This window comes from Occallatibacter sp., from assembly GCF_049510455.1.
In the GTDB taxonomy this organism is placed as follows: domain Bacteria; phylum Acidobacteriota; class Terriglobia; order Terriglobales; family Acidobacteriaceae; genus Telmatobacter.
The window spans coordinates 1-21,744 of record NZ_JBEKYX010000096.1; the positions used below are offsets into that span (position 1 = coordinate 1).

At 58.5% G+C, this 21,744-nt stretch carries 17 protein-coding genes and 1 riboswitch; of the genes, 4 read left to right on the plus strand and 13 right to left on the minus strand.

Annotated features, from left to right (window positions below):
* Positions 1 to 315: 315 nt before the first annotated feature.
* Complete coding sequence (locus ABSG47_RS16570; protein ID WP_424170809.1) at positions 316 to 4,353, minus strand: Ig-like domain-containing protein; 4,038 nt, start codon at positions 4,351 to 4,353, stop codon at positions 316 to 318.
* 545 nt (positions 4,354 to 4,898) lie between these two features.
* Positions 4,899 to 5,095: riboswitch (cobalamin riboswitch) on the plus strand.
* Positions 5,096 to 5,348: 253 nt separating this feature from the next.
* On the opposite strand from ABSG47_RS16570, the gene ABSG47_RS16575 reads away from it, so the two are divergent.
* Positions 5,349 to 6,089 (plus strand): glycoside hydrolase family 73 protein, encoded by a 741-nt coding sequence (locus ABSG47_RS16575; RefSeq protein ID WP_424170810.1) that lies wholly within the window; start codon positions 5,349 to 5,351, stop codon positions 6,087 to 6,089.
* Between the two features lie 14 nt (positions 6,090 to 6,103).
* Here ABSG47_RS16575 and ABSG47_RS16580 read toward each other — a convergent pair whose 3' ends face one another.
* From ABSG47_RS16580 to ABSG47_RS16590, 3 genes are all read right to left on the minus strand, one after another.
* Positions 6,104 to 6,649 carry a hypothetical protein gene (locus ABSG47_RS16580; protein WP_424170811.1) on the minus strand — a complete coding sequence of 182 codons (546 nt, stop codon included), beginning with the start codon at positions 6,647 to 6,649 and terminating at the stop codon, positions 6,104 to 6,106.
* A gap of 367 nt (positions 6,650 to 7,016) precedes the next feature.
* Positions 7,017 to 8,471, minus strand: a complete 1,455-nt coding sequence (locus ABSG47_RS16585) for a DHA2 family efflux MFS transporter permease subunit (RefSeq protein WP_424170812.1) — start codon at positions 8,469 to 8,471, stop codon at positions 7,017 to 7,019.
* A gap of 263 nt (positions 8,472 to 8,734) precedes the next feature.
* On the minus strand, positions 8,735 to 10,666 hold the full coding sequence (locus ABSG47_RS16590; protein ID WP_424170813.1) for a CRTAC1 family protein: 1,932 nt from the start codon (positions 10,664 to 10,666) through the stop codon (positions 8,735 to 8,737).
* A gap of 490 nt (positions 10,667 to 11,156) precedes the next feature.
* Between ABSG47_RS16590 and ABSG47_RS16595 the strand changes: the two genes are divergently transcribed.
* Both ABSG47_RS16595 and ABSG47_RS16600 read left to right on the plus strand, forming a co-directional pair.
* Complete coding sequence (locus tag ABSG47_RS16595) at positions 11,157 to 11,981, plus strand: ComF family protein (protein WP_424170814.1); 825 nt, start codon at positions 11,157 to 11,159, stop codon at positions 11,979 to 11,981.
* 31 nt (positions 11,982 to 12,012) lie between these two features.
* A complete protein-coding gene (locus ABSG47_RS16600) occupies positions 12,013 to 12,639 on the plus strand; it encodes an HNH endonuclease (RefSeq protein WP_424170815.1) in 627 nt (208 codons plus the stop codon).
* 21 nt (positions 12,640 to 12,660) lie between these two features.
* Here the strand turns inward: ABSG47_RS16600 and ABSG47_RS16605 are convergent, their stop codons facing one another.
* Positions 12,661 to 13,110, minus strand: a complete 450-nt coding sequence (locus ABSG47_RS16605) for a hypothetical protein (protein WP_424170816.1) — start codon at positions 13,108 to 13,110, stop codon at positions 12,661 to 12,663.
* 93 nt (positions 13,111 to 13,203) lie between these two features.
* Positions 13,204 to 14,097: a LolA-like protein gene (locus ABSG47_RS16610; protein ID WP_424170817.1), complete on the minus strand. Its 894-nt coding sequence runs from the start codon at positions 14,095 to 14,097 to the stop codon at positions 13,204 to 13,206.
* 133 nt (positions 14,098 to 14,230) lie between these two features.
* On the opposite strand from ABSG47_RS16610, the gene ABSG47_RS16615 reads away from it, so the two are divergent.
* Positions 14,231 to 16,276, plus strand: a complete 2,046-nt coding sequence (locus tag ABSG47_RS16615; RefSeq protein WP_424170818.1) for a sensor histidine kinase — start codon at positions 14,231 to 14,233, stop codon at positions 16,274 to 16,276.
* 13 nt (positions 16,277 to 16,289) lie between these two features.
* On the opposite strand, the gene ABSG47_RS16620 is transcribed toward ABSG47_RS16615, so the two are convergent.
* The 7 genes from ABSG47_RS16620 to trpB form a co-directional block, all read right to left on the minus strand.
* The gene (locus ABSG47_RS16620; protein ID WP_424170819.1) at positions 16,290 to 16,589 is read right to left on the minus strand and encodes an addiction module antidote protein; all 300 of its coding nucleotides are present in this window, start codon (positions 16,587 to 16,589) and stop codon (positions 16,290 to 16,292) included.
* Positions 16,590 to 16,660: 71 nt separating this feature from the next.
* Positions 16,661 to 17,521, minus strand: coding sequence for a prephenate dehydrogenase (locus ABSG47_RS16625; protein ID WP_424170820.1), 861 nt, complete (start codon positions 17,519 to 17,521; stop codon positions 16,661 to 16,663).
* Positions 17,522 to 17,546: 25 nt separating this feature from the next.
* Positions 17,547 to 18,050: a hypothetical protein gene (locus ABSG47_RS16630; protein WP_424170821.1), complete on the minus strand. Its 504-nt coding sequence runs from the start codon at positions 18,048 to 18,050 to the stop codon at positions 17,547 to 17,549.
* 23 nt (positions 18,051 to 18,073) lie between these two features.
* On the minus strand, positions 18,074 to 19,090 hold the full coding sequence (gene aroF / locus ABSG47_RS16635) for a 3-deoxy-7-phosphoheptulonate synthase (RefSeq protein ID WP_424170822.1): 1,017 nt from the start codon (positions 19,088 to 19,090) through the stop codon (positions 18,074 to 18,076).
* Positions 19,087 to 19,434 (minus strand): chorismate mutase, encoded by a 348-nt coding sequence (locus ABSG47_RS16640; RefSeq protein WP_424170823.1) that lies wholly within the window; start codon positions 19,432 to 19,434, stop codon positions 19,087 to 19,089. The genes aroF and ABSG47_RS16640 overlap by 4 nt, the downstream gene beginning before the upstream one ends.
* A gap of 93 nt (positions 19,435 to 19,527) precedes the next feature.
* A complete protein-coding gene (trpA, locus tag ABSG47_RS16645; RefSeq protein ID WP_424170824.1) occupies positions 19,528 to 20,325 on the minus strand; it encodes a tryptophan synthase subunit alpha in 798 nt (265 codons plus the stop codon).
* Positions 20,326 to 20,335: 10 nt separating this feature from the next.
* Positions 20,336 to 21,544: a tryptophan synthase subunit beta gene (gene trpB / locus ABSG47_RS16650; RefSeq protein WP_424170825.1), complete on the minus strand. Its 1,209-nt coding sequence runs from the start codon at positions 21,542 to 21,544 to the stop codon at positions 20,336 to 20,338.
* Positions 21,545 to 21,744 lie beyond the last annotated feature (200 nt).

Consider the following 21,744-nt stretch of genomic DNA (forward strand, 5'->3'; position numbering starts at 1 on the left):
GCGCATTTGTGCAATCCATAGACTTATTGCCGGGGATAAATCCCCGGCCTACCTCCTGCGCATTTGTGCAATCCATAGACTTATTGCCGGGGATAAATCCCCGGCCTACCTCCCGCGCATTTGTGCAATCCATAGTGCGAAAAAGGGAACGGCCCGAACCGGTTAAGGTTCGGGCCGTGGCTTTTTTCTACTCATTATGAGTAAAGCATATTTGGGGTTAATTGCATGCAAACTTTCTTTGGGTGGGGACGTTACGAAAGGGAGTTGGACTTTAGTAATGGGCGACGGATGTTTTTTCGCCGCCCATAAAGACTGTTATTTGATGTTGAGGATCAGCGGAGTTGTTTTTGTGACGGAACCCGATGTCGCATTTACGAGAATCGTCTTTGCTCCCGCCTCTAGCCCGTGGTTTGTGCCCCCGCCGGAGCATCCCAGCATGCATCCAAATGTGATCATCGACAGGACCATAATGCTGAGCGCAGCAGAGATAAGAGCCCCCCCCTTGCGCATCCTTTGCAGGCAAAAGAGCGTGAGCGGTGCAAAGAGGATTCCCAAAACTCCCGTCCACATGGAAGCAGCTTCCGTTGATTTCCCTGCAATCGTCAGTGACGTGCTTGCCGCGCCTCCCGCGGAAATACTCGCTTGCGTCGGATTGAAGTTACATGTCAGCCCACTGGGTAGCCCCGTGCAACTGAACTGCACCGATCCTGCCAATCCTGATTCCGATGTAACCTGAACCGAAATCGCGGATGACGTCGCACCGTAATCTACCGTCACTTCTTGCGCACCTAGGCTCATAATCATGTCTGGAGAGTTGGCATAAACGGTCAGTGTTTCGGGAGCTGACATAGCGGCAGAATATGGCGAATTCACAAGGTAATAGGCAACGAAAGAGTGCGTGCCCAAGGTCAGTCCACTCACCGACAGGGTGGCTGCACCACTCGTGTTGAGTGTAGCGTGGCCCAACACCGTCGCCCCATCCTGGAAGATAACGGTGCCTGTCGGTATTCCAGTTTGTGCGCTGACCTGGGCGGAGAGCGCAACTGCTTGCCCCACAACAGACGACGAAGGTGAGGTCAGGACCAGGGTGGTGTCGTATGGAGAGGACGGAGCGCCGCCAAGATAGCCGTTCGTCACTTGACCTGAACAGGTCTGATTCGCGGGCCAGCCATCAAAGCCGTTCGCGGTCGAGTCCAGGAACATAGACTGCATCGGGCCTGTGCGGGCAACAAATAGATCAAAAGGCATATTCAGGCCAGTCGATGCAAATAAGTTGTTCGCCAGAGGACCGTCCAGTGTCTGGATTGTCTCGTTCAGCGATCCCGGGTTCTGAGGAGTACCGCCAATGATGTAGTAATCGACAGGGTTGGGATTGTTAGGAATCATCTTCGAAAAGTATGCAGGTGTTCCGGCGTACGTTGGATACCAGTTACTGGTAAACGCCGGAATCTTGCTGGGGCTATACCAGGTGTGGCAGCCTTCCTGGTTCTTCCATCCCCCCATGTCGGGATTAAACGTGCTCGGTAAGTTTCCATACCACGACGGATAGTACTGAATGGAGTAATAGACTGGAAGCAATGACATGTACATGCTTCGTTGCGACGCCTGGCCCAAGATAGCAATGTCTACGTTCTGGGCAGCCTGGTTGGAGGAATAAAGCAAGTTGCTTGTGTCTGTGATCTGCGGTCCCAGAATCGACAGCTTGTTCCAATCAGACAAAATGTTATCGACCGTGACATCAAATCCGGCGGTAATACCCGACTGCAGACCACTGTTTGCCAAGGCGCCGATTGTGGTCTCAAACGTGTAATCCGGGCTGGGCAACGGTGCGCCGCCGCTGGCGCCTGCGGCCCCTGACGTCAATCCTCCAGCAATCGCGCTTGCTCCCGTAAACAAGTCGCCTACGACCGTTACACCGCCCGAGACGGCGTTTTTCAGCAAGTCACTTGCGCCCGAAGGAATAAGGCCGCCACTTTCGATAGTCAGGCCAACGTTCACCACAGATCCCACCAGGCTTACTATGTTCGCTGCATTCACACTCACAGGAGTGGCCGGTGGAGGCGCAAGAGTACTGCCTTGAATGTTGGAAGCCGCTCCTATCAGGGCCAAGGCTGCGCTGCTGTTGCCGGTGGCAACAACATCTTTCATGTTTGTCGATCCGTTGATCAAATACAGAAGAGCATTATCGAGATAGAGAACCTCGGTTTTAAGCTGCAAAGCTACTGCAGTGAAATCCTGTTGCGTAAAGCAGTCCAGCGTGGTGCCCGTCACCGGATCGTTCCAGGGATAGCAGCTTCCGGACGCGCCTGGAAAAGGAAGGTTGGCGGGGTTGAACGTGTTGTAGTTAATGAGAGTATTTAGCGAACCGGTAAAGTAAGCGTGAAGGTCATCGAGATACGTTCCACTTGCAGTCGGAATGTAGTACTGAGTAATCAATTGATAGCTGATGTAGTGATATGCCGCAACTTGACCGGTCGCCGTGCTGGCTCCCGGCAACAACGTGCTCGTCAACTCCGGCCACTCCACCGGTTGCATACCATTCAGTTTGCTAATGAAAAAGTTAGCCCCTTGTCCGGCCGAATTCTGTGCCGCAGTTTCCTGGGAGCTTTCCGTCGGCCAGTAGAGCCCATTAAGATTACGATTCAATAGTCCGTGAATAAATCCGGTTTGCCCCTGCTGCGAGAAAATAGTGGAAGAAATGACAGAGTGTCCGGTCAGGGCGTTACCGCAGTTTGTACAGGAAACCAGGCTGTAAGTCGAACCGGCGCGGTTCAGGTTTAAAGTGGTAATCGGAGTTCCGCCAAATCGCTCCAGCGCGGGTCCGAACTGCTGATAATAGGCATACTGAGTGGTATTGTTCGCATCCTTGTAGGACGTGTCAGCCACGGCGAATGAGTTTTCCTTGTTAGCTGCGGCTCCGGTCCCAACGGTTACAAGAAACACCAGTTCATCGGGCCCGATTTGATTCAGATCAGAAGCAAGTTTTTGGTATGCCTGCGTAGCTGTCGGGTCGTCCGCTGCCCCCGTGGCGTAAAACGTTCCGCATTCTTTTTCATTGGTCTGCGGCAATGCAGGATCGGTCACGGCTTGGCAGTTCTCGTAGTTTGTTGGCGGTCCCGCAACAAAATCCAGGTCATCGCGCCGCAGCACCAGCAACCAGTAGCCGTTGGTCACTCCTGTCGGGGAGTAAAAAACCAAAGTATCGGGCTTGGTGTAGTCCGAATAACGAGAAAACGATCGTGTGCCGTAGATGGTCACAGTGCTCTGTGCCGGATCTGGATTGACGGTATACTCGACAGCCTGAGCACTCTGAAAGTTATAGTTGCCGCTTACATCCTCCACCAGCATGCCGGTTGCAAACGCGCCATACTGCTCGCCTGTCTGATAGATGTCAAAGTTTTCGTAAGCGGTTCCAGCCTGCGCACCCCCAGCCCCAATTGCGAGGTAGCTGAGGGGTTGCAGGTTAGATTGCGAAGGCTCGACCCCACAAGGATGTAATGCGCAGTTATATACACTTCCGCCAATGGGAGTGGTGTCAATCTGGTCATATGCCACATTCTTGCCTGCATTCGCGGTTGTCCCAACGATAACTAACTCATTGGAGGCCAGGGTGCTGAGATAGTTTTTCAGCTCGGATCCAACAGAACTGCAATGAGTATCTATAGGTGCTAACGTCGCCCTGTTCAGCACAACTGTGATGTATGCACTGGGGCAGCTGAAACTGCTGTCGGGATAGCTCTGCAGCGAGCCAACAGTGATCCAAGGTTGCCCACTCTGCCAACCACCCTGTGCCACACTGAATCCGACCGAGGGCGGTAGAAAGTTGCTGTTTGTGGGGTAAGGAGCGGTTGCCGCGGACGAAAGAGAGTGCCGAGTCAATGCAGCGCCCTCTTCGCCATTCGCCGCAGGACCGGTAAAACGTAACCGTCCGCTAGCTAAGGTCTCGTCAGCTTTCTTCGCAATGGCGTACAGGACATTCTTTTCAAGAAGGCCATCGATAGAAGTCAAAGTGGCTTCCTCACACACACCCTCCGAGCACGTGGTTGAAACGAACCGCGAGCTAACGTCCCGGCCATTCAGAACAACCTTCAACGTTTCACTCCTAGTTCCTGCGGGCAGGGCTAGCGTGATCTTTCCGCTTGAAGAACTTTCAGAGCCGCTGTGCGCCGCTTGCCTGATCAGGATTACGTTATTAGATCCGGTGATGGCTGGGCCTGCTTCTGCGGTTATGGTTGTCGAAACCATCGGAACTGGCGTCCCAAAGCTTGGATTAGCTGCAGCATTGGCATAGGCGGCATACAGAGAAACGAAAAGGGCATAGATCAGCAATAGCGACGGTCGCGCAACTCTCATAATAACTTCCCTTCGGATTCGCACAGAATGTGGATTTGACTCGCTGAGTCAGAACCGGAGGTCGCAGAATGACGAGCGACCAATCTTTCTTGCGGATGTAGCGGTAGAACCAATCCGAGTATAGGAAGGTGTTCGAGAGAAAAATATAGAGGGCACTACACAATCACCAGTGTGGTTCCACACGGGTGAAGTTTGTGTACGCATTCGCACATCGGTACTGAAAATGATTTATTTACATTGCTAGCTATGATTTACTCAGTAACTCCGCGTTAGAGGTATCCTCTGTTCCGTGTCGCAATACAGCCTTTGGTTCGCTGTGACAGTTCCTGAGACTTCACCGATATACGATCAGTGTTGAGTCGGCTTGTGTTCACCAATATTAGTCTCAAAATTCTCAAATTGCGGGAATGGATTTTTGTGCTTTTTTGAAACGCAAATTGGTAAGTGTCGGGGTTGTTTTGGGTTGGGTGTTGTGCGTTTTGGTGCTGGTGGTTTTTGCATGGGAATCACAAGGTGTGGACGATGATTTGAGCCTGGCCCCGTGCAATGGTTACTTTGCTTCGCGGTTCGTGGTGGATGAAAACCGGGTGAAAAGGGAATCCGGTGTGAGGCCGGAACTGCTCCGCAGCGGTGAACAGGAACGAGCGCTCTGAAGGCAAGGCACTGGTTGATGCAGGCGTGAGTTTGGACAGATGTAGTGGCTCAGTTCGATTGAAAGACATCCGCAGAGGCTAAAGGCCAGATTTATTTTGGGGGAGTTACGGTACGACTGAAGTTGTCAAGTCGTGCCCTGTTACAAAGCTGGTCCGATTTGAGTTTTTCCGCAAGCTGTAAAGCCGTGCCCTGTTACGAAGCAATTCAAATTGAGACGCTGCTGTTTCGCCGAATGATTCCCGCCTGGTTCTGCTGCGCGTTATAGTGTTGATCTGATCTCAAAACGCCTGGGTCAGGACACTTAAGGTCAGGAACGCTTGAAGGAATCGGGGGCATGATCGATGGCCGGCAATTCTCTTACATCTTCTGTGGGTCAGGGCGGAACGAATCACCGGAACGATGTGCGGTTGATTCAACGGCTGATTAACGCGTATCCTCCCATTCCCTTTCGGCCGTTGTCTGTGGACGGCTCGTGCGGCCCGTTGACGATTGTTGAGATTACGCAGGTGCAGACGCGGTACCTGCATCTGGCTCATGCGACGGGGCGGATTGATCCGGGCAGCGAGACGTGGAATTATCTGAGTGCCCGCGCCGGGCGCAAGCATGGATCGTCGATACAGATTCCCGCGAGTGTGATTACGGCTGCCCAGGCGGCGCAAAAAGCGTGGAAGATTCCGGCAGCGGTGACGATTGCCCAGTGGGCTCTTGAAAGCAGCTGGGGCAGGTCGATGCCTACGGGAAGCAATAATCCATTTGGGATCAAGGCGGTTGGCAACCAGCCGTATGTCACGGCGTCTACCAAGGAATTTGAAGGCGGAAAGTGGATTACGATCCAGGCGAAGTTCCGGAAGTTCGATTCGCTTGACGATGCGTTCGACGAGCATGGACAACTGCTGGCAACAGACAAACATTACACGAGTGCGCGCAAGCACATGGACGATCCGAATGCCTTTGCCGATGCGTTGACGGGGGTGTATGCGACCGACCCGGATTATGGCGGAAAGCTGCGGAAAACGATGAAGGCACACGATCTTTATCAGTACGATGGCGCATCGGACGGGATGCCGATACGGCAGCCCTGATGATCTCGATCAGCTTATGGCGCCTTTGCGAAGCATGAGGCGAGCTTTGCCGCGACGGGGTTGTAGACGTTTGATTGCGCGCTGTTGTAGGTGAATTCAAAAGATACGATGAGGTCTTTTGCGTAGAGGGTTTTTGCGTAAAAGATGGTGCTGTCGTGCTGGCCGGAGAGTACGAACCATGCCGGCTTGACGGCTTTGTAGGTGACTTTTCCGGATGCTCCGGCGAGGCGGGATGCTGTGCGATTGAAAATGTCATTGACGGATTCGTTGAGCGCGTTGTTGCTGCCGTAGACGAGGAGCTGCGCTCCATCCTTTGCGAGAAATTTCTGGCCGTCGCCATTGGGTGACTCGCCCTGCGGGTCCAGAAGATTCTTGGGGTAGCAGATGGAGTAGGCGAAGCGCGAGTTGCCGTAGGTGGCCCAGTTGGAGTCGTCAGGGACGGATGCGGCTGCTGCCGAAGGGCTGGGACGGCAGGCGAAGAATGCGCCAATGGCGCAGAGAACCGCGGTTGCGAGGATAATTCGGATCGACTTTGAGGCGATGCTGCTGTTCCGGTTCATGCGATGGCCTCCGAGATTGCCGAAACCAATTTAATTCAGTGGGCAGGCGGTGTTCCATTTTCGTTGAGAGCGATAGGCATCTCAATTTACCAGCAGGTCAGGGAGTGGCAGAGGAATTGGTTTTCGCTTTCTTTGCAGCGATTCCGAAAAGAGCCCAGGGCTAAAGCCCTTCAAAATGGAGCCCACAATTCAGGGGCCTAAGGAAGGTCTGATTAAGTCCGTGAAGCATACCTCAGCGGCTAAAGCCGCATTGATTTTGCTGCATTTATGTCACGGCTGAAGCCGTGACCTACCGTTCGTGCCACTTAATCAGAGTTAAAGGCCCCTGCTCCCTCCGGAAGACAATTCCCGATTCGTCGGACACCGCTCAGTGTTGTCCATCGAGCAGGTGCGCTACTTGTTCCGTGCTGGCGCGGGCCCAGGCTGTGCTTGAGCCGAAGCCGATGAGGAGCATGGCTGCGGCGCAGGCGGTCATGGTCCACCAGATGGGGTGCGTGGCGGTGGTGAAATCGCCGCCGAGGGCGCGGCTGGATGCGACGACGGTTCCGGCTACTGCGACTCCCATTGCTGCGCCTACCTGGCGGCTGGTGGATGCGATGGCGGCGGCTACGCCTGCCTGCGACAAGGGCATTCCGGCGACTGCGCTGTTGGTGATGGCGGGGTTCGACATGCCGAGACCGATGCCGAAGAAGGCGTAGACGGCAAGAAGCCAGATGATGGGCGTCTGCCGGTCAAGTTGCGTGAGGATGAGTGTGCTGGCCAGGAATGCTGCGCCTGCTATGAGCAGAGATGCGCGTGTTCCGTGTGCTGCTACGAGGCGGCCAGATAAGGGCGATGCCACGATCATGGTGGCGGCGAGTGGGAGCGTGAAGAGGCCCGTATGGAATGCGGTGAAGCCGCGCACCTGCTGCAGGTAGAGTGCGTTGAGGAAGAGGAAGCCAGCGAAGCACCCGAAGGCGCAGAGGGCTATCACTGTGGCGCTGGAGAATGGGATGCTGCGGAAGAAGCGCAGGTCGAGCAGTGGGTCGCGGCGGCGCGGTTCATAGAGGACGAAGGATAGAAACGCCGCTGCTGTGACGGCGAAGATTCCGAGGATTTTTGGCGATGTCCAGCCCGCATGAGGGCCTTCGATTACGCCGTAGGTGAGGGTTGCCAGGCCGATGAGGACGAGGGATTGGCCGACGGGATCGAAGGCGCGGGCGCGGGCGGCTTTCGATTCCGGGACGAACAATGCGGCGAGGATGGCGGCGGTGATGCCGATGGGGATGTTGATCCAGAAGATGGCGCGCCAGCCGATGGTTTCTGTGAGCGCTCCGCCGATGAGCGGGCCGATGCCGAGCGAGAGACCTGCTACTGCGCCCCAGACGCCTACGGCGCGGGCGCGGTCCCTGGGCGCCGGGAAGGCATTCGCGATGATGGAGAGCGCGACGGGGTTGAGCATGGATGCGCCGAAGCCCTGGAGTGCGCGGAAGGCGATGAGCTGCTCAATGGTGGCTGCGCGGCTGCAGAGGAGCGAACCGAGGATGAAGACGGCGAGGCCGATCTGAAAGACTCTGCGGCGGCCGAAGCGGTCAGAGATTGATCCGGAGAGCATGAGGAAGCTGGCGACTACGAGCGTGTAGGCGTCGAGGATCCATTGGAGGCCGGCGAGGCGCGCGTGCAGATCAGACTGGATTGCGGGCAGGGCGACGTTGACGATTGTCACGTCCATGCCGACGATGAGCAGGCTGGTGCAGCAGATGGCGAGGATCAGATTTGGATGCGTGGTGCGTTTTTGCGTGGTTGCAGCGACGGGTGAGGATGGGTTCTCGGTGTTCGGCAAGGTGGCTCCGTTTATAGAGATGCGAGACGAGCTTAGAGGATGGAAAAAGCGATTGTGTGGTTTGCCGGGCGATTAGGCCATACCCTATTACGAAGCTCAAGGATAGATGGTTGCTGTCCCACCCATTTCACGATACTGCTGTGAAATGGATGGGGCACCCTTGATGGTGCTGATGCTGGCGAACAACAAAAAACAAAAGCAGGTCCTTCCCTCCGCCTGAAAAACGGCTACGGTCAGGATGACGGACTGTAGTGAGAGCGGCACTACTGGGCGGCGCAGGGTTTGCCGGTGCAGAGGGAGCTGGTGATGCCTTTGTTTTCTTCGATGGTGTAGATGCGGTCGGGGGTGGGGAGCTTGATGGTTTCGATGTGGCTGTTGGGCCAGTGGATCTCTGCTGAGCCGGGGTCGGTCGAGTCGCCCAGGCCGAAGTGCGGGCGGCGGTCATTGGCGCTGATGTAGCTGCCGCTGGAGAGTACGTCCTGGCGCTGCTTCATTCCGTTTGCGGTGAGGAAGACGGTGGCGCAGGTGGCGTCGCGTGGGCTTTTTTTGCCGGTTTTGGGATCGGTGCCGCCGATGAGCTTGAGTTCGACCCAGTGATGATGGTCGGGGTTGACGTTTTTGAGCAGGACGGGAGGGCCATCGACAGGGTTGATGACTACGTCGATCTTGCCGTCGTTGAAGAGGTCGCCGAAGGCTGCGCCGCGAGCGGGCAGGACCATGGCAAGGCCGGTGTTTTTGACGGGAGGAACTAGCTCAAAGCGGCGGCCTGCGGGTGCTTTTGAGTTTGGAGCTTCTTTGCCGGGGATGTTGTGGAAGAGCAGCGGGCGCTCGGCCCAGCTTGTGCCCCACTCGTGCTGATCGACTTGCGGGTAGACGTGGCCGTTGACCATGAAGAGGTCGAGCCAGCCGTCGTTGTCGTAGTCGAGGAAGCCGGTGCCCCAGCCGACGAAGGGGATGGTGGGCTGGGCGACGCCCGTGCGGTAGCTGACGTCGGTGAAGTTTACGTTTGTTGATCCTGTTCCGTCGTTGCGATAGAGGACTTTGTAATCGTCGCCGAAGTCGGAGACGAAGAAATCGACCTGACCGTTGTTCTCGTAGTCGCCGGCGGCGATGCCCATGGAGGCGATTTCGCGGCCTGCGTCATTGAGCGCGAAGCCGGATGAGTAGCCCTGATCGTCGAAGGCGCCGTCGCCTTTGTTGACGTAGAGGAAGTTGGGCGTGGAGTCGTTGCCGACGAGGAGATCGGGGCGTCCGTTGGCGTTGAGCGAGATGAAGATGGCGGTGAAGCCGTAGGCCTTGTCTTTGTCTTCGACGCCGGCCTTTTGCGTGACGTCTGTGAAGGTGCCGTCGCCGTTGTTGTGGAAGAGGTGATCGGGCTCGCCCTGCAGGCCGCGCGGGCCGCAGTTGACGTTGACGCCGCGGTAGAGGCACTGCGTGTAGTTGGTGGCTTTGGAGCGGCTGGTGGGCATGTTGTTGCGGTCGAAGTGGACGTAGCCGGTGACGTAGAGGTCGAGTTGGCCGTCGCCGTCGTAGTCGCCCCACGTGGAGCCGGGAGACCAGTTGCCTAGGGCGACGCCGGCTTTTTCCGCAACGTCGGTGAATGTGCCGTCGTGGTTGTTGCGGTAGAGGCGGTTTTTGCCGTAGTTGCCGACGTAGATGTCGGGCCAGCCGTCGTTGTCGAAGTCGGCGATACTGACGCCGAAGCCCCAGCGGTCGTTGGTGACGCCGGCTTTGGTGGCTACGTCAGTAAATGTGCCGTCGTGATTGTTGTGAAAGAGCGCGGCGCGGGGTGGGGTTTCCTTGCCGTCGAGCGAGTTGAAGGTGGCTCCGTTGACGAGGTAGATGTCGAGCCAGCCGTCGTTGTCGTAATCGAGGAGGGCGACGCCGGAGCCGTTGGTTTCGAGGATGAAGTTCTTTTCGGACGTGCCCATTTTATGGGTCCAGTTGGCGAGGCCGGCGGCTTTTGTGACGTCCTGAAAGACGATGGGGCCGGAGTCGACAAATCCGCCGGCGGTGATGGGGCGGTGGTCGCTGTCGTAGATGGCTGCGGCGCCGAGGCCGCCGGAGACGCCGGAGGATTGGGATTGAGACGGGGCCGAGGTGGGTGGTTGCGGGGTTTGCGATTCGGTGATGAGCGTGCAGGTGAGAGCTGCCGCTACGAGGCAGCATGCGATGGATAAGGTCTTGCGGATCACGGGGTAAAGTGTATCGCTCGGAGCGAAAGTGCGTATATTCCGGTGAAACGCATGCGCAACTTTCTTAATGACATTGGAGCGCGAAAGCTGGTTTCTGGGGAGATGAATGGAGTGCCGGATTTTCTTTTTTGCGAGTTAGCCGCGCTTCGCGCGATAGCGAGTTAGCAAGTTGGCCGGAGAACGAAAGCGCGGGAGTTTGGCGGGTGATTGTGCAAATTCAGGCAAAGAGGTGGCGGAAAGAGTTCCCGCAGTGGGCGGTGAGGGTTGTGCTGAAGGGCAGCGGCAGGTGTAGGATGAAGGGGAAGGGGCAGTACGACACGCTGCCCAGAGAGTGAGGTGCGTCTTCAGCAGGAACCCCGGTTCCCTGACGATCGACGTTCCCCCATCGGAGACGACCCGGTGGCGCGCGCTGGCTCGTGTGCTGCGAAGTCCTCTGGATATTGTCCTCGCCACGGTTTATCCCACCTCTTGTTCTTTATGCGGCAATCCTATGCCGCAGTATTCTTACGCGCCAATTTGCGATGTCTGCTGGGTGGAGATTGCCGCCGATGCGCATGATTTCTCTACGGATCTGTGCGTTCTGTGCGGCGACCATGCGGAAGTTGAGAGCCAAAGTTTGGAGCAAGCTCATTGCAGCGCATGCCTGCGCGAGAGACCGGCCTTTGAGAAGGCCGTTTTTTTTGGCCTTTACCGCAAGCAGATGCGGGAGGCGATTCACAAGCTGAAGTACGGACGGCTGACTCCGGCGGCGCGTGGGCTGGGAAAGATGCTGGCTGCGGCCATTGAAGAACTCTATGGCGTGGCGCCGCAGGAGATGCTGGTGGTTCCGGTTCCGCTGCACAGGCGCAGGGCTGCCACGCGCGGGTTTAACCAGACGCGGCTGCTGGCGCGCGAGGCGCTAAGAGAGCTTGGCAGGAAGAGACCGGATTGGAAGCTGGCGCTGGCTGAGAGATCCCTGCTGCGGACGCGCAATACCGAGAGCCAGGCAGGACTTACGGCGGATGAGCGGCGCGTGAATTTGAATGGCGCGTTTGGTGTGTCCGAGCCGGAGATGGTTCGCGGCAGGCATGTGCTGGTGGTGGACGATATTTTGACCACGGGCGCGACGGCGCGCGCGGCGGCGCTGGCGCTGAAGGAAGCCGGAGCGGAGACGGTGTGGATTGCCACGCTGGCCCGCGCGCGGCGCGATGCGAAGGATTCGAGTGATTATCCCCAGGAAGCAAACCATTTAACCGGCGAGCCCGTTTTGCGAGATGAGAGTGAGCCGCTGCGCACCGAAAACATGTTCTTATCCAGTACCTCATTTACCGCCTGAAACGGGGCACCACCTGAGAAGGGGCCATCCGATGTCGCTGGGAAAAGCCATGATTCATGCACGGAAGCAGAAGTCGATTGCCAGAGTAGTGGCGGCGGCTGCGTATGCGGGTGAGGTTGCGACCTCTGCGCACTCCAACCACATGCTGCAGATGCCGGTGCTGGTGCTGAATGCATCGTATGAGCCGATCAATATTTGCGGTGCGCGGCGCGCGCTGGTGCTGGTGCTGAAGGGGATTGCGCGCACAGAAGAGGAGCACGGGCTGATGCTGCATGCACAGAGAAGCCGCGTGGCAATGCCTTCGGTGATTCGCCTGCTCGAATATCGCCGGATTCCGCACCAGACGCGGGCGCTTTCGAGAAAAAATATTCTGCTGCGGGACCGCAATGCTTGCCAGTACTGCGCCGTGGTGCTTCCGGCAAATGAGCTGACGCTGGATCATGTGATTCCACGGTCGCGCGGGGGCAACTCGACCTGGGAGAACCTGGTTGCGTGCTGCCATGGCTGCAATCGCCGCAAGGGCAACCGGATGCTGCATGAGATGGACGATATGAAGCTGATGCGGGAGCCGAGGGCGTTTTCACTGCATACCAGCAGGCAGATCATGCGGATGCTGGGGCGCGGGGATGATCGGTGGAGGAAGTATTTGTTCTATTGAGGGACCAGGGACGAAAGCGCGTCAGTTCGTCGGTCTGGCTGCGAGTACAGCCGCCATGTTGGAAGAGTTCAAAATCTCTATGGGATCCAGTACAACCCAGCCTGTGCTATTTCTGTAGGTCACGAATTTCCTGAACTGCGGTCCACGCTCATAGTTTAGTGCGATGTAAATTACACGTATGCGTGGAGAGATGTTCTGCAGGGAAATCAGATCAAAGCCGTGATATTCCCCGAGCTCATCCTTGTTATTGCGCAGGCTGGAGCTGATTCCGTCCAGGCTCGTCAGCGCTCCCTTTTTCCAGGATGATTCCACCTGATCGAGCTGGTCATGGCGCAAGGCGTCGAGGCCGTCGAGAATGTTTTGCGGTATTTTGTTGAGCAGCTGGGATGCAGGAGCGGGGCTTTGGGCCGCAATCGCAGCAGGAGCCGCGAAAGCCAGCAGGAGGCAGGCGGAAAGAACAATCTTGCGCATGGTTTCTTTCAGATTCCAGTGTTGAACAGATTCCCAACAGGAAAAAGGACGCACCCAGATGCCAACGCGCTCACAAAATGCCTGGCAGCGAGCCTACTGCGGCTTTTTCGGTTGCTGTTGCTGCTGATTTTGATTGGGGTCAGGGGCTTCTTCGCCTGCGATGATGCGGATGGTTGAGCCGAAGCGCTTGTAGTCGGTGTACTTGATGATGTCGCGGATGTGGACGTCCATTGCCATGGCGCCGCGGCCGCCGGCAAAGTGCAGGATGCCTTCAGCGCGGGTATAGACGGGGAACCAGTAATGGCCGTCTACCTGCTGACGCCAGGTCATAAACGGCGGATGGAGGTCTTCGCTTCCTCTGCGCGTGTCGTCGGGAACCATGCGGCCGTTGGTGACGACGATCTGGAGCTCGTCAGAATCGACCCAGATGCGGCCCGACAAATAACGATGGCCTTTGACGATCTGCTTGGGGTTGACATCGAAGACGTAACAGTCGATGTCGTCGACTTTCTGACGTCCGACATACTTGATGTCGTACTGGGCAATCTCTTCGGTGGTGAGGACGAAGGGATAGCCCTTCTGAATGTCCTGCATGTCCGAGGGGGTCATAATGACCTGCTTGAGGGAGCTTTCGGGCGCGAAGGTTGTGCGTTCGGTGCGGCGTCCGTCGTCCGCGAAGGTGACGTCGTCCACCTGGTAATACTCGCCGGAGACTTTGTTGTCGTCATCGACCTCCTGCACGCGGGCGAGGCGCTGGTAGGTGTAGTGATTGAGGGCCTGCTGAAACTCGGATTCCTTGGCGGCGAATTTCTTAATGATGTCGTCGGCGGGTGTGGTGGGCGGTGTGATGTCCATGCGGCCGAAGCCGGCGTCGAGGGGCATGGGTGTAAAGCTGTCTTTTTCCTGCGCGGCGCAATGCGCCGAGGAGACGGCGATTGTCAGCACTCCAACCAGTATTGCCGCCGACCATGGTTTGATCCGAGTCATTCCTGCCTGATTCCTCATTTCGGGAGTAATTGCAGTTTGTCCCTATACTGTTAGACGCACAGAACCGCGTACATGGAACATTGCGCGATTTCAGCCCCTCAGATGGCACAATGGAGTTGTTCTGGGCTCCCCCATGCACGAACACTATCAGATTCCGGCATTTGCTCTGACGCTTCTGCTCCTGCCGAGCCTTGCGTACCTTGCGGCGCGCTTTCAGGACCGGCGCGCGCTGCTATGGTTTTTCGGTTTTTTGCTGGCGCTGGTGCGTATGGCGCAGCATTACAACGCGCTTGTTTTCTGGAATTTCTCGAATGAGCACCTGCATCCGTGGCTGGCGGCAGTGGGAATGGTGTCGATCCAGGTGGGCGCGGTGCTTTTTGTCATGTCCCTGGCTCCGGCGCATGTATTCGTAGGCCGCTTTCGGCTGCCGCTGGCGTTTCTGTTCCTGCTGCCGGTCGTGATTTATGTGGTGATCTATGACGGGGTTCTGGGCCAGCAGCAACCATACGGCTCATACGCAGTGGTACTTCCCGTACTTGCGGCGTGCTCCGCTGCGATTGCGCTGGTGTGGGCACTTAGGCTGGACGAAAAACGCCGACTTTCGCGCGCGATGATTTCGGTGGTCTGCTGCCTTATGATCGTGCGCGCCGCCTTTGTTTATATGCATTTCGGCGCAGGCGCACTGCTGACTTTTTCCGAGTGCTCGGCGCACTTCATGACCGCGCTGCTGTTGATCCTGATGGGCCGGCGCTTTTCTCCCAGCGTGGTGCTGGGCGCGCTGGGTTTTGCGGCCTGGTCGCTGAGTCTCACCATTCAGTACCCGTTCATTGCCCCGCACCCGGAACTGGTGCTGGTGATTAACCGCTGCGTAGTGATGGGCAAGGTGGTGGCTGCACTGGGCCTGATCCTGCTGGCGCTGGAGGATCAGCTTGCCATGAACCGCAGCGCAGCCGAGCGGGAGCGGCGCGCACGGCGGGAGATGGAAGCGTACTCCACACTGGCGTTCTCCCGCAGGCGGGTGAAGGAGCTGGACCACGATGCCATGCGCATCTGCCAGCAGGTGGCGGAAAACAGCCGATTTGCCCAGGTGGCCATGCTGTGTCAGCAGCCGAGCGGAGCCTACCGTATCAATGGCTCGATGGGTTTGGATCTGGCCACGATAGCGGCACTGGACGCGTTGGCGCGGCGGATTCCGGCAGATGGCTTTCTGGCTGTGGGCGCGAACCCGCTGGCGGTGGAAGGCGCACAGACGGTTCAGTTGGATCTGGAGCCGTTGCTCAGCCCAGGCGACGATCTTCGCCGTCTGCACTTTACCTCTGTTCTGGCTGTTCCGATGCGGGGGCCTTCCGGCGCGGAGGGTGCGCTGCTGCTGGCCGGGATGCGGCGCGGCGAGCCTCTGGCAGCCGATGACCTGCTGCCTGTGGAGCTGCTGGCCGCGCGGCTGCAGGCGGTGCGGGGAATGACGCATATGCAGGAACAATTGATCGACGCGGAGAAGTTTGCCGTGGTGGGCCACCTTGCCGGAAGCGTCTCGCAGCAGCTGCATAATCCGCTGACGGTGATTCTTGGCTATGCCTCGCTGCTTGCGGATTCAAAGCATCTGGATGTATCGGAGCGCAAGGGCATGGAGGCGATTCTCTCCGGAGCGCGGACGATGCGCTCTACGCTTGAGAGCCTGCAGCGGGTGGTTCGTCCGCCGGGCGCGCAGCTTGCGGCGGTTTCCGTGACGGAGCTGCTGACCGATATGGAGCGGCTATACCGGCCGGAGTTTCAGCGGCGGTCGATCGAGTTCCGGTTTGACGTGGCACCGGATTTGCCGCGTGTGATGTGCCAGCCGCAGCCGCTGCGCCAGGTTGTGCTGCACAGCCTTCAGTTTGCGATTGCGGCGGTGGAGGCAAGCACGAACAACAGGCGCAGCGTGCGGCTGGAGGCAACGGCGGAAGGCAGCCAGGTGCAGATTCTGGTGGCGCACAGCGGCGCGAGCTTTGAAGATCCTGCGCGGGCCTTTGACCCCTTTGCGGATATGCGTCCGGTGCTGGGCGAGGTGAGAGACGCGGCGAGTCTTGGCCTTAGCCTGTGCGCTTCCATTCTGAAGGAGAACAACGGGCGGGCTTCCGCGGTGAACCTGGACCCGCATGGCGCGGCGATTCTGCTGGAGCTGCAGGCGCAGAAGGGGTAGAAGCGATTGTGCGTCAGACGGCTTCTACGCGTTCCACGGCAAGCCGCAGACCCATGGCTTTGAGGATGGCTGCGAGGCTGCGAAACTCCGGATTGCCCTGGCTGGAGAGCGTGCGATAGAGCTGGGTTGGGTTGAGGCCGGCCTCTTCTGCGACTTTTTGCACGCCGCCGAAGGCCTTGGCCATGATGCGAAGCATGATCAGCAACTCGGATTGATCGCCGTCTTTGAGGATGTCGTTGAGGAGATACAAAGCATATTCCGGCTCTTTTATAAAGATTTCCGCCATGGCATCGTCATTACTCTGACTCCTCATTCTGTTTTCCTCCTTTGCCAATCGTGCCACCGTCACATATTCGTCTAAAAACGAAAAAGATGCAATTGGAATTATTCCTTGCGGAATTCGTTGGCCTGGGTGAATTCGTCGCGCAGCTCGGGGGTGCGTAGATTTTCGCGGATATGGGCAAGGTGTTGCTCGAGTTTGAGGAGTGCGCGCTCGATGGCGGCGGAGTTGGTGTGGGCGATGTCGCGCCACATGGAAAAGGGGCTTGCGCCGAGGCGTGTCATCTCGCGCAGGCCACGTCCGCCGACGTCTTTGAGCTCGGGGGCGTCGCCTACTTCCTCTTCCAACAATGCGCTGAGAGCTGTGGCGGTGAATTGCGGCAAGTGGCTGACCCAGGCGACCAGATCGTCGTGGCGGATGGGGTCGAGATCGAGAATGCGCGAGCCCATGGCGACTACGAGGGTGCGCCAGTCTTCGACATGCGCAGCGGCTTGGGGGGTGCGCTGGGCGTCTGGATTGTCGGTGAAGATCCAGACGGCATTGCGGAAGAGATTGCCGTCGGCGAGTTCGGCTCCGCCGCGCTCCTTGCCGGCCATGGGATGACCGGGAAGGAATGCCGGCTTGCCGGGAGCGTTGTAGAGGCGGGCTGCGGCTGCGGTGATCTGCGCTTTGGTGCTGCCGACGTCGGTGATGAGATGGTCGGGCGTGAGCGCGGGGGCGAGCTGCTCCATGAGATCGAGTGTGGCGAAGATGGGCGGGGCGAGGACGATGACCTGTGCCTCGCGCGCTGCGGCGATGGCGTCAGGCGCGATGGAGTCGATGGCGCCTAAATCGAGTGCTGTTTGTGCGCCTTCTTTGCTGCGATTCCAGCCGGTGATGGAGCCGGAAAAGCCGGAGGCGCGCAGGGCCACGCCTGTGGATGCGCCCAGAAGGCCGGTGCCCAGGATGGCTATGCGGGAGATCATGGTTTCTTCAGACTACTGTACGAAACTACCGGCCTGGCGCGATATGAAGAACCTCGGATTCCTTGTCCGGTTTGTCCGCATCGGCATCATCGGATTCCTCCGAGTCCTCTGAATCCGATCTATTTCTCCCGATCCAGAAGTGCAGCCCGAGCAGCAGAAGCCCGATTCCGGTTGCCCACTCGCCCCCAAAAAGCTTCTCGCGGCTGGCCGCCTGAAATTCCTGCATCCGCGATAGCGAAAGATGTTCCCGATCGTAATAGACCAGTACCGGTGCGCCCTCTTTGCAGCCTAGCCGGGAAATCGGTGTCACGCACGTGCCGCTATCGTCCTGATAATTGACGCCGTCTACAGTGAACACATAGAGGTAGCTTGTGCCCCTTCCATGATAAGCATGGACAATTTTTCCCACACTGGCAATTTCACGTTTTGCCGCATCCGAAAATTGCCAGGCGAAGAAGAATTGAAAGCAGCCGAGAGGAACGAGAATAATACCCCAGATCAACGTAAGCTGCGTCCATCGAGATTTCATTGGGCTCTCTTTATAGCGGCATGTTACATTGTGCGGCCGACAGCAGTTGCGATGGTCTTCAGCTCGCTCATGAGCTTGTCGAACTGGTCGGGGAAGAGCGTTTGTGCGGCGTCGGATGCGGCCTTGTCGGCGTTGGGGTGGACCTCGACGATGATTGCGTCGGCTCCGGCGGCGACGGCGGCGCGTGCGAGTGGGGCGACCATATCGCGGCGGCCTGTACCGTGTGAGGGGTCACCGACCATGGGCAGGTGCGAGAGTTTTTTGACGACCGGGATGGCTGAGATGTCCATGGTGTTGCGCGTGGCGGTCTCGAAGGTGCGGATGCCGCGCTCGCAGAGGATGACGTCGTAGTTGCCGCCGGTGAGGATGTACTCGCTGGCGAGAAGAAGCTCCTCGATGGTGGCGGCGTGGCCGCGCTTGAGCAGGACAGGCTTGCGGAACTGGCCGAGCTCGCGGAGCAGATTGAAGTTCTGCATGTTGCGCGCACCGACCTGGAAGAGGTCGACGAGCGAAAACATGGGTTCGATCTGCGAGATCTCCATGACTTCGCTGACGACTAAGAGGCCGTGTGCGTCTGCTGCTTCGCGCATGAGCTCCAGGCCGGGGATTCCGAGACCCTGGAAGGCATAAGGCGACGAGCGAGGCTTGAAGGCTCCGCCGCGCAGGAAGCTGCCGCCGGCGAGTTTGACGCGGCGCGCGGTTTCAAACATCTGCTCCCTGTTTTCAATCGAGCACGGGCCTGCCATGACGACGACCTGCTCGCCGCCGATTTTGACGCCGTTGCGGAACTCGACGATTGTGCCTTCGGGACGGAAGCCGCGGCCGGCGAGCTTGTAAGGCGAGCTGATGCGATGGACGTGCTCGACGCCCGGCATGTTTTCAAACTGCGCGAGATCGACTTTAGCTGTGGGGCCGACGCCGGCGAGGATGGTTTGCGAGGAGCCGGTGGTGCGGTGTACGCCCACGCCGGCTTCCGTCATGACTTCGATGACATCATCGATCTGCTCTTCGGTTGCGTGTTCCTGCATGGCTACGATCATTGCTTGTTCCCTGTCTCAGGCGCCTGTGCGCCGGTGTCGGTGCCAGGCGCGTGTGCCGCTGCCTGAGCATTTCTTTCGGAAGCCAACTCGTTCCGCTGGAGGGCGCGCATGACGTCGATGATGCGCTCGTAGATGTGCGTAAGCTCAACGTCCGGCAATGGCCCGCTGTTATGCGAGCGCACGTTCTGCAAGACGAGCTTCTCGCGGGCCGGTTCATAGACCGGCAGCGATGTGGCTGCCTTGAGATGGCCGACGTGAATGGCCGCCTTGGCTCGCTCATTGAGCGCGGCTACGAGTTGTTGATCCAGTTCATCGATGCGTTTCCGCAGTTCTTCCAGTGTCATGCTTTGTCCTCAATAAGCGCCAATGCACGATTGCTTCGCACAGGAGCGCGGAACGGAAGTTGAAACACAGTTCAGCGTGAGCGTTGATTGCTTTTACCGGGTCAGCGCAGCTTCAGGCTGGCGCAGACCCCTGATAAATCGGGATACAGCGGCTGCGGCTGCATTGCCTGACTTATCTTCCGGAGCGGACCGCTCGATCAGCTCCACAATGGCGCTGCCAATGACCGCGGCATCGGCAAATTCTCCAACCTGCGCCACATGCGCGGCGTTTGAGATGCCAAATCCCACGGCCACCGGCAGCGTGCTCCATCGACGTATGCGGGCGACGAGCGACTGGGCATCGCTGGTGAGGCTTTGCTGCTTGCCGGTGATGCCGGTGCGGGAGATGGCGTAGATGAAACCTTTGCTGTGTGTGGCGATGGCTTCGAGACGATCATCCGGGCTGGTGGGCGCGGCGAGGAAGATGGGCGCGAGCGAGACGCGGTCGAGCTCGGCTAGTAACTCCGCTGCTTCTTCCACGATGATGTCGGTGACGAGGACGCCGTCGGCTCCGGCGGCTTTGGCGTCGTCAGCGAATTTCGCGAGGCCGTAGCGCAGGATGGGATTGAGGTAGGAGAAGATGACGAGGCCGGCTTGTGGGCGGGCGGAGCGGATTTCCTTGGCCAGAGCGAGGACGTCTTTGAGGCTGGTGCCGCGTGCGAGGGCGCGCTCCGAGGCGCGCTGGATGACGGGTCCGTCGGCGAGAGGATCGCTGAAGGGGACGCCTAGCTCGATGACGTCAGCTCCGGCGTCAATGGCTTCGAGCGCGATGGCGCGGGTGGCTTCGAGCGATGGATCGCCGGCGGTTAGGTAAATGACTAAACTCGGCTTGGATTGGAACTTGATCGGCATCGGTTGCTAGCTAGGAGCCCTCCAGATGCAGTTCCTGAGCGATGATGCCCATGTCCTTGTCGCCGCGTCCGGAGAGGTTCACCACCAGTATGTCACGCGGGGTGAGCGTGGGTGCGAGCACGAGAGCTTCCGCGACGGCGTGGGCGGATTCGAGCGCGGGCAGGATGCCTTCGGTGCGGGAGAGCCTGACGAGGGCGTCGAGAGCCTCGGCGTCGGTGCGTGAGGTGTACTCGGCGCGCTTGGTGTCATGGAGCATGGCGTGCTCCGGGCCTATGGAGGCGTAGTCGAGGCCGGCGGAGACGGAATGCGTCAGCGCGATCTGGCCGTTTTCATCCTGAAGGACGTAGGAGAATGTTCCCTGCAGCACGCCGGGATTGCCGCCTGAGAAGCGGGCGGCGTGTTCGCCGAGGGCCGAGCCGCGGCCACCGGCTTCGACGCCGATGAGACGGACTTCGCGGTCATTGATGAATTCGTAGAAGGCTCCAATGGCGTTGGAGCCGCCGCCGACGCAGGCGACGATGGCGGTGGGAAGGCGGCCTTCTTTTTCGAGGATCTGCTGCTTCATTTCGCGGCTGATGCAGCGCTGGAAGTCGCGGACCATGGTGGGGTATGGGTGCGCGCCGAGGGCCGAGCCGAGAACGTAGTATGTGGTGCGGACGTTGGTGACCCAGTCGCGCATGGCTTCACTGATGGCGTCCTTGAGGGTTTTTGAGCCGGAGGAGACACCGCGAACTTCTGCGCCGAGAAGCTTCATGCGGAGGACGTTGAGGTGCTGGCGGGCCATGTCGACTTCGCCCATGTAGATGATGCATTCGAGGCCGAGGTGGGCGCAGACGGAAGCTGTGGCGACGCCGTGCTGGCCTGCGCCGGTTTCCGCGATGATGCGCTGCTTGCCCATGCGCTTGGCGAGGAGGCCCTGGGCCAGCGAGTTGTTGATTTTGTGCGCGCCGGTGTGGAGGAGGTCTTCGCGCTTGAGGTAGATTTTTGCGCCGCCGAGTTGCTCGGTTAGGCGCTTGCAGAAGTAGAGCGGTGTGGGACGGCCGGCGAAGTCGCGGAGGAGATCGGCCAGCTCGGTCTGGAAGGCGGCGTCGGCTTTGGCGGCTTCGTATTCGCGCTCAAGCTCGAGGAGCGCGGCCATGAGCGTCTCCGGCACGTAGCGGCCGCCGTAGATGCCGAAGCGGCCGGGCCGGGATTCGGATGGTGCGGACGGAAGAACGATGGATGCGATGAGCTTTGCCCTCCTCGGTTCGGGCCGAAGGAATGAATCTTCAGTGTATCGCTGGAGGCTGGGTGCTTTATCCCTGGGTTACTGTCTTAAATCTGCGTTGGGGGCTCTTGTTTTCCAGATTTGGGCACAGGAGCGGCAAAGATCAATTATGTACAGGAAGACAACTTGCGCAACCGCTGGGGGGAATTAAA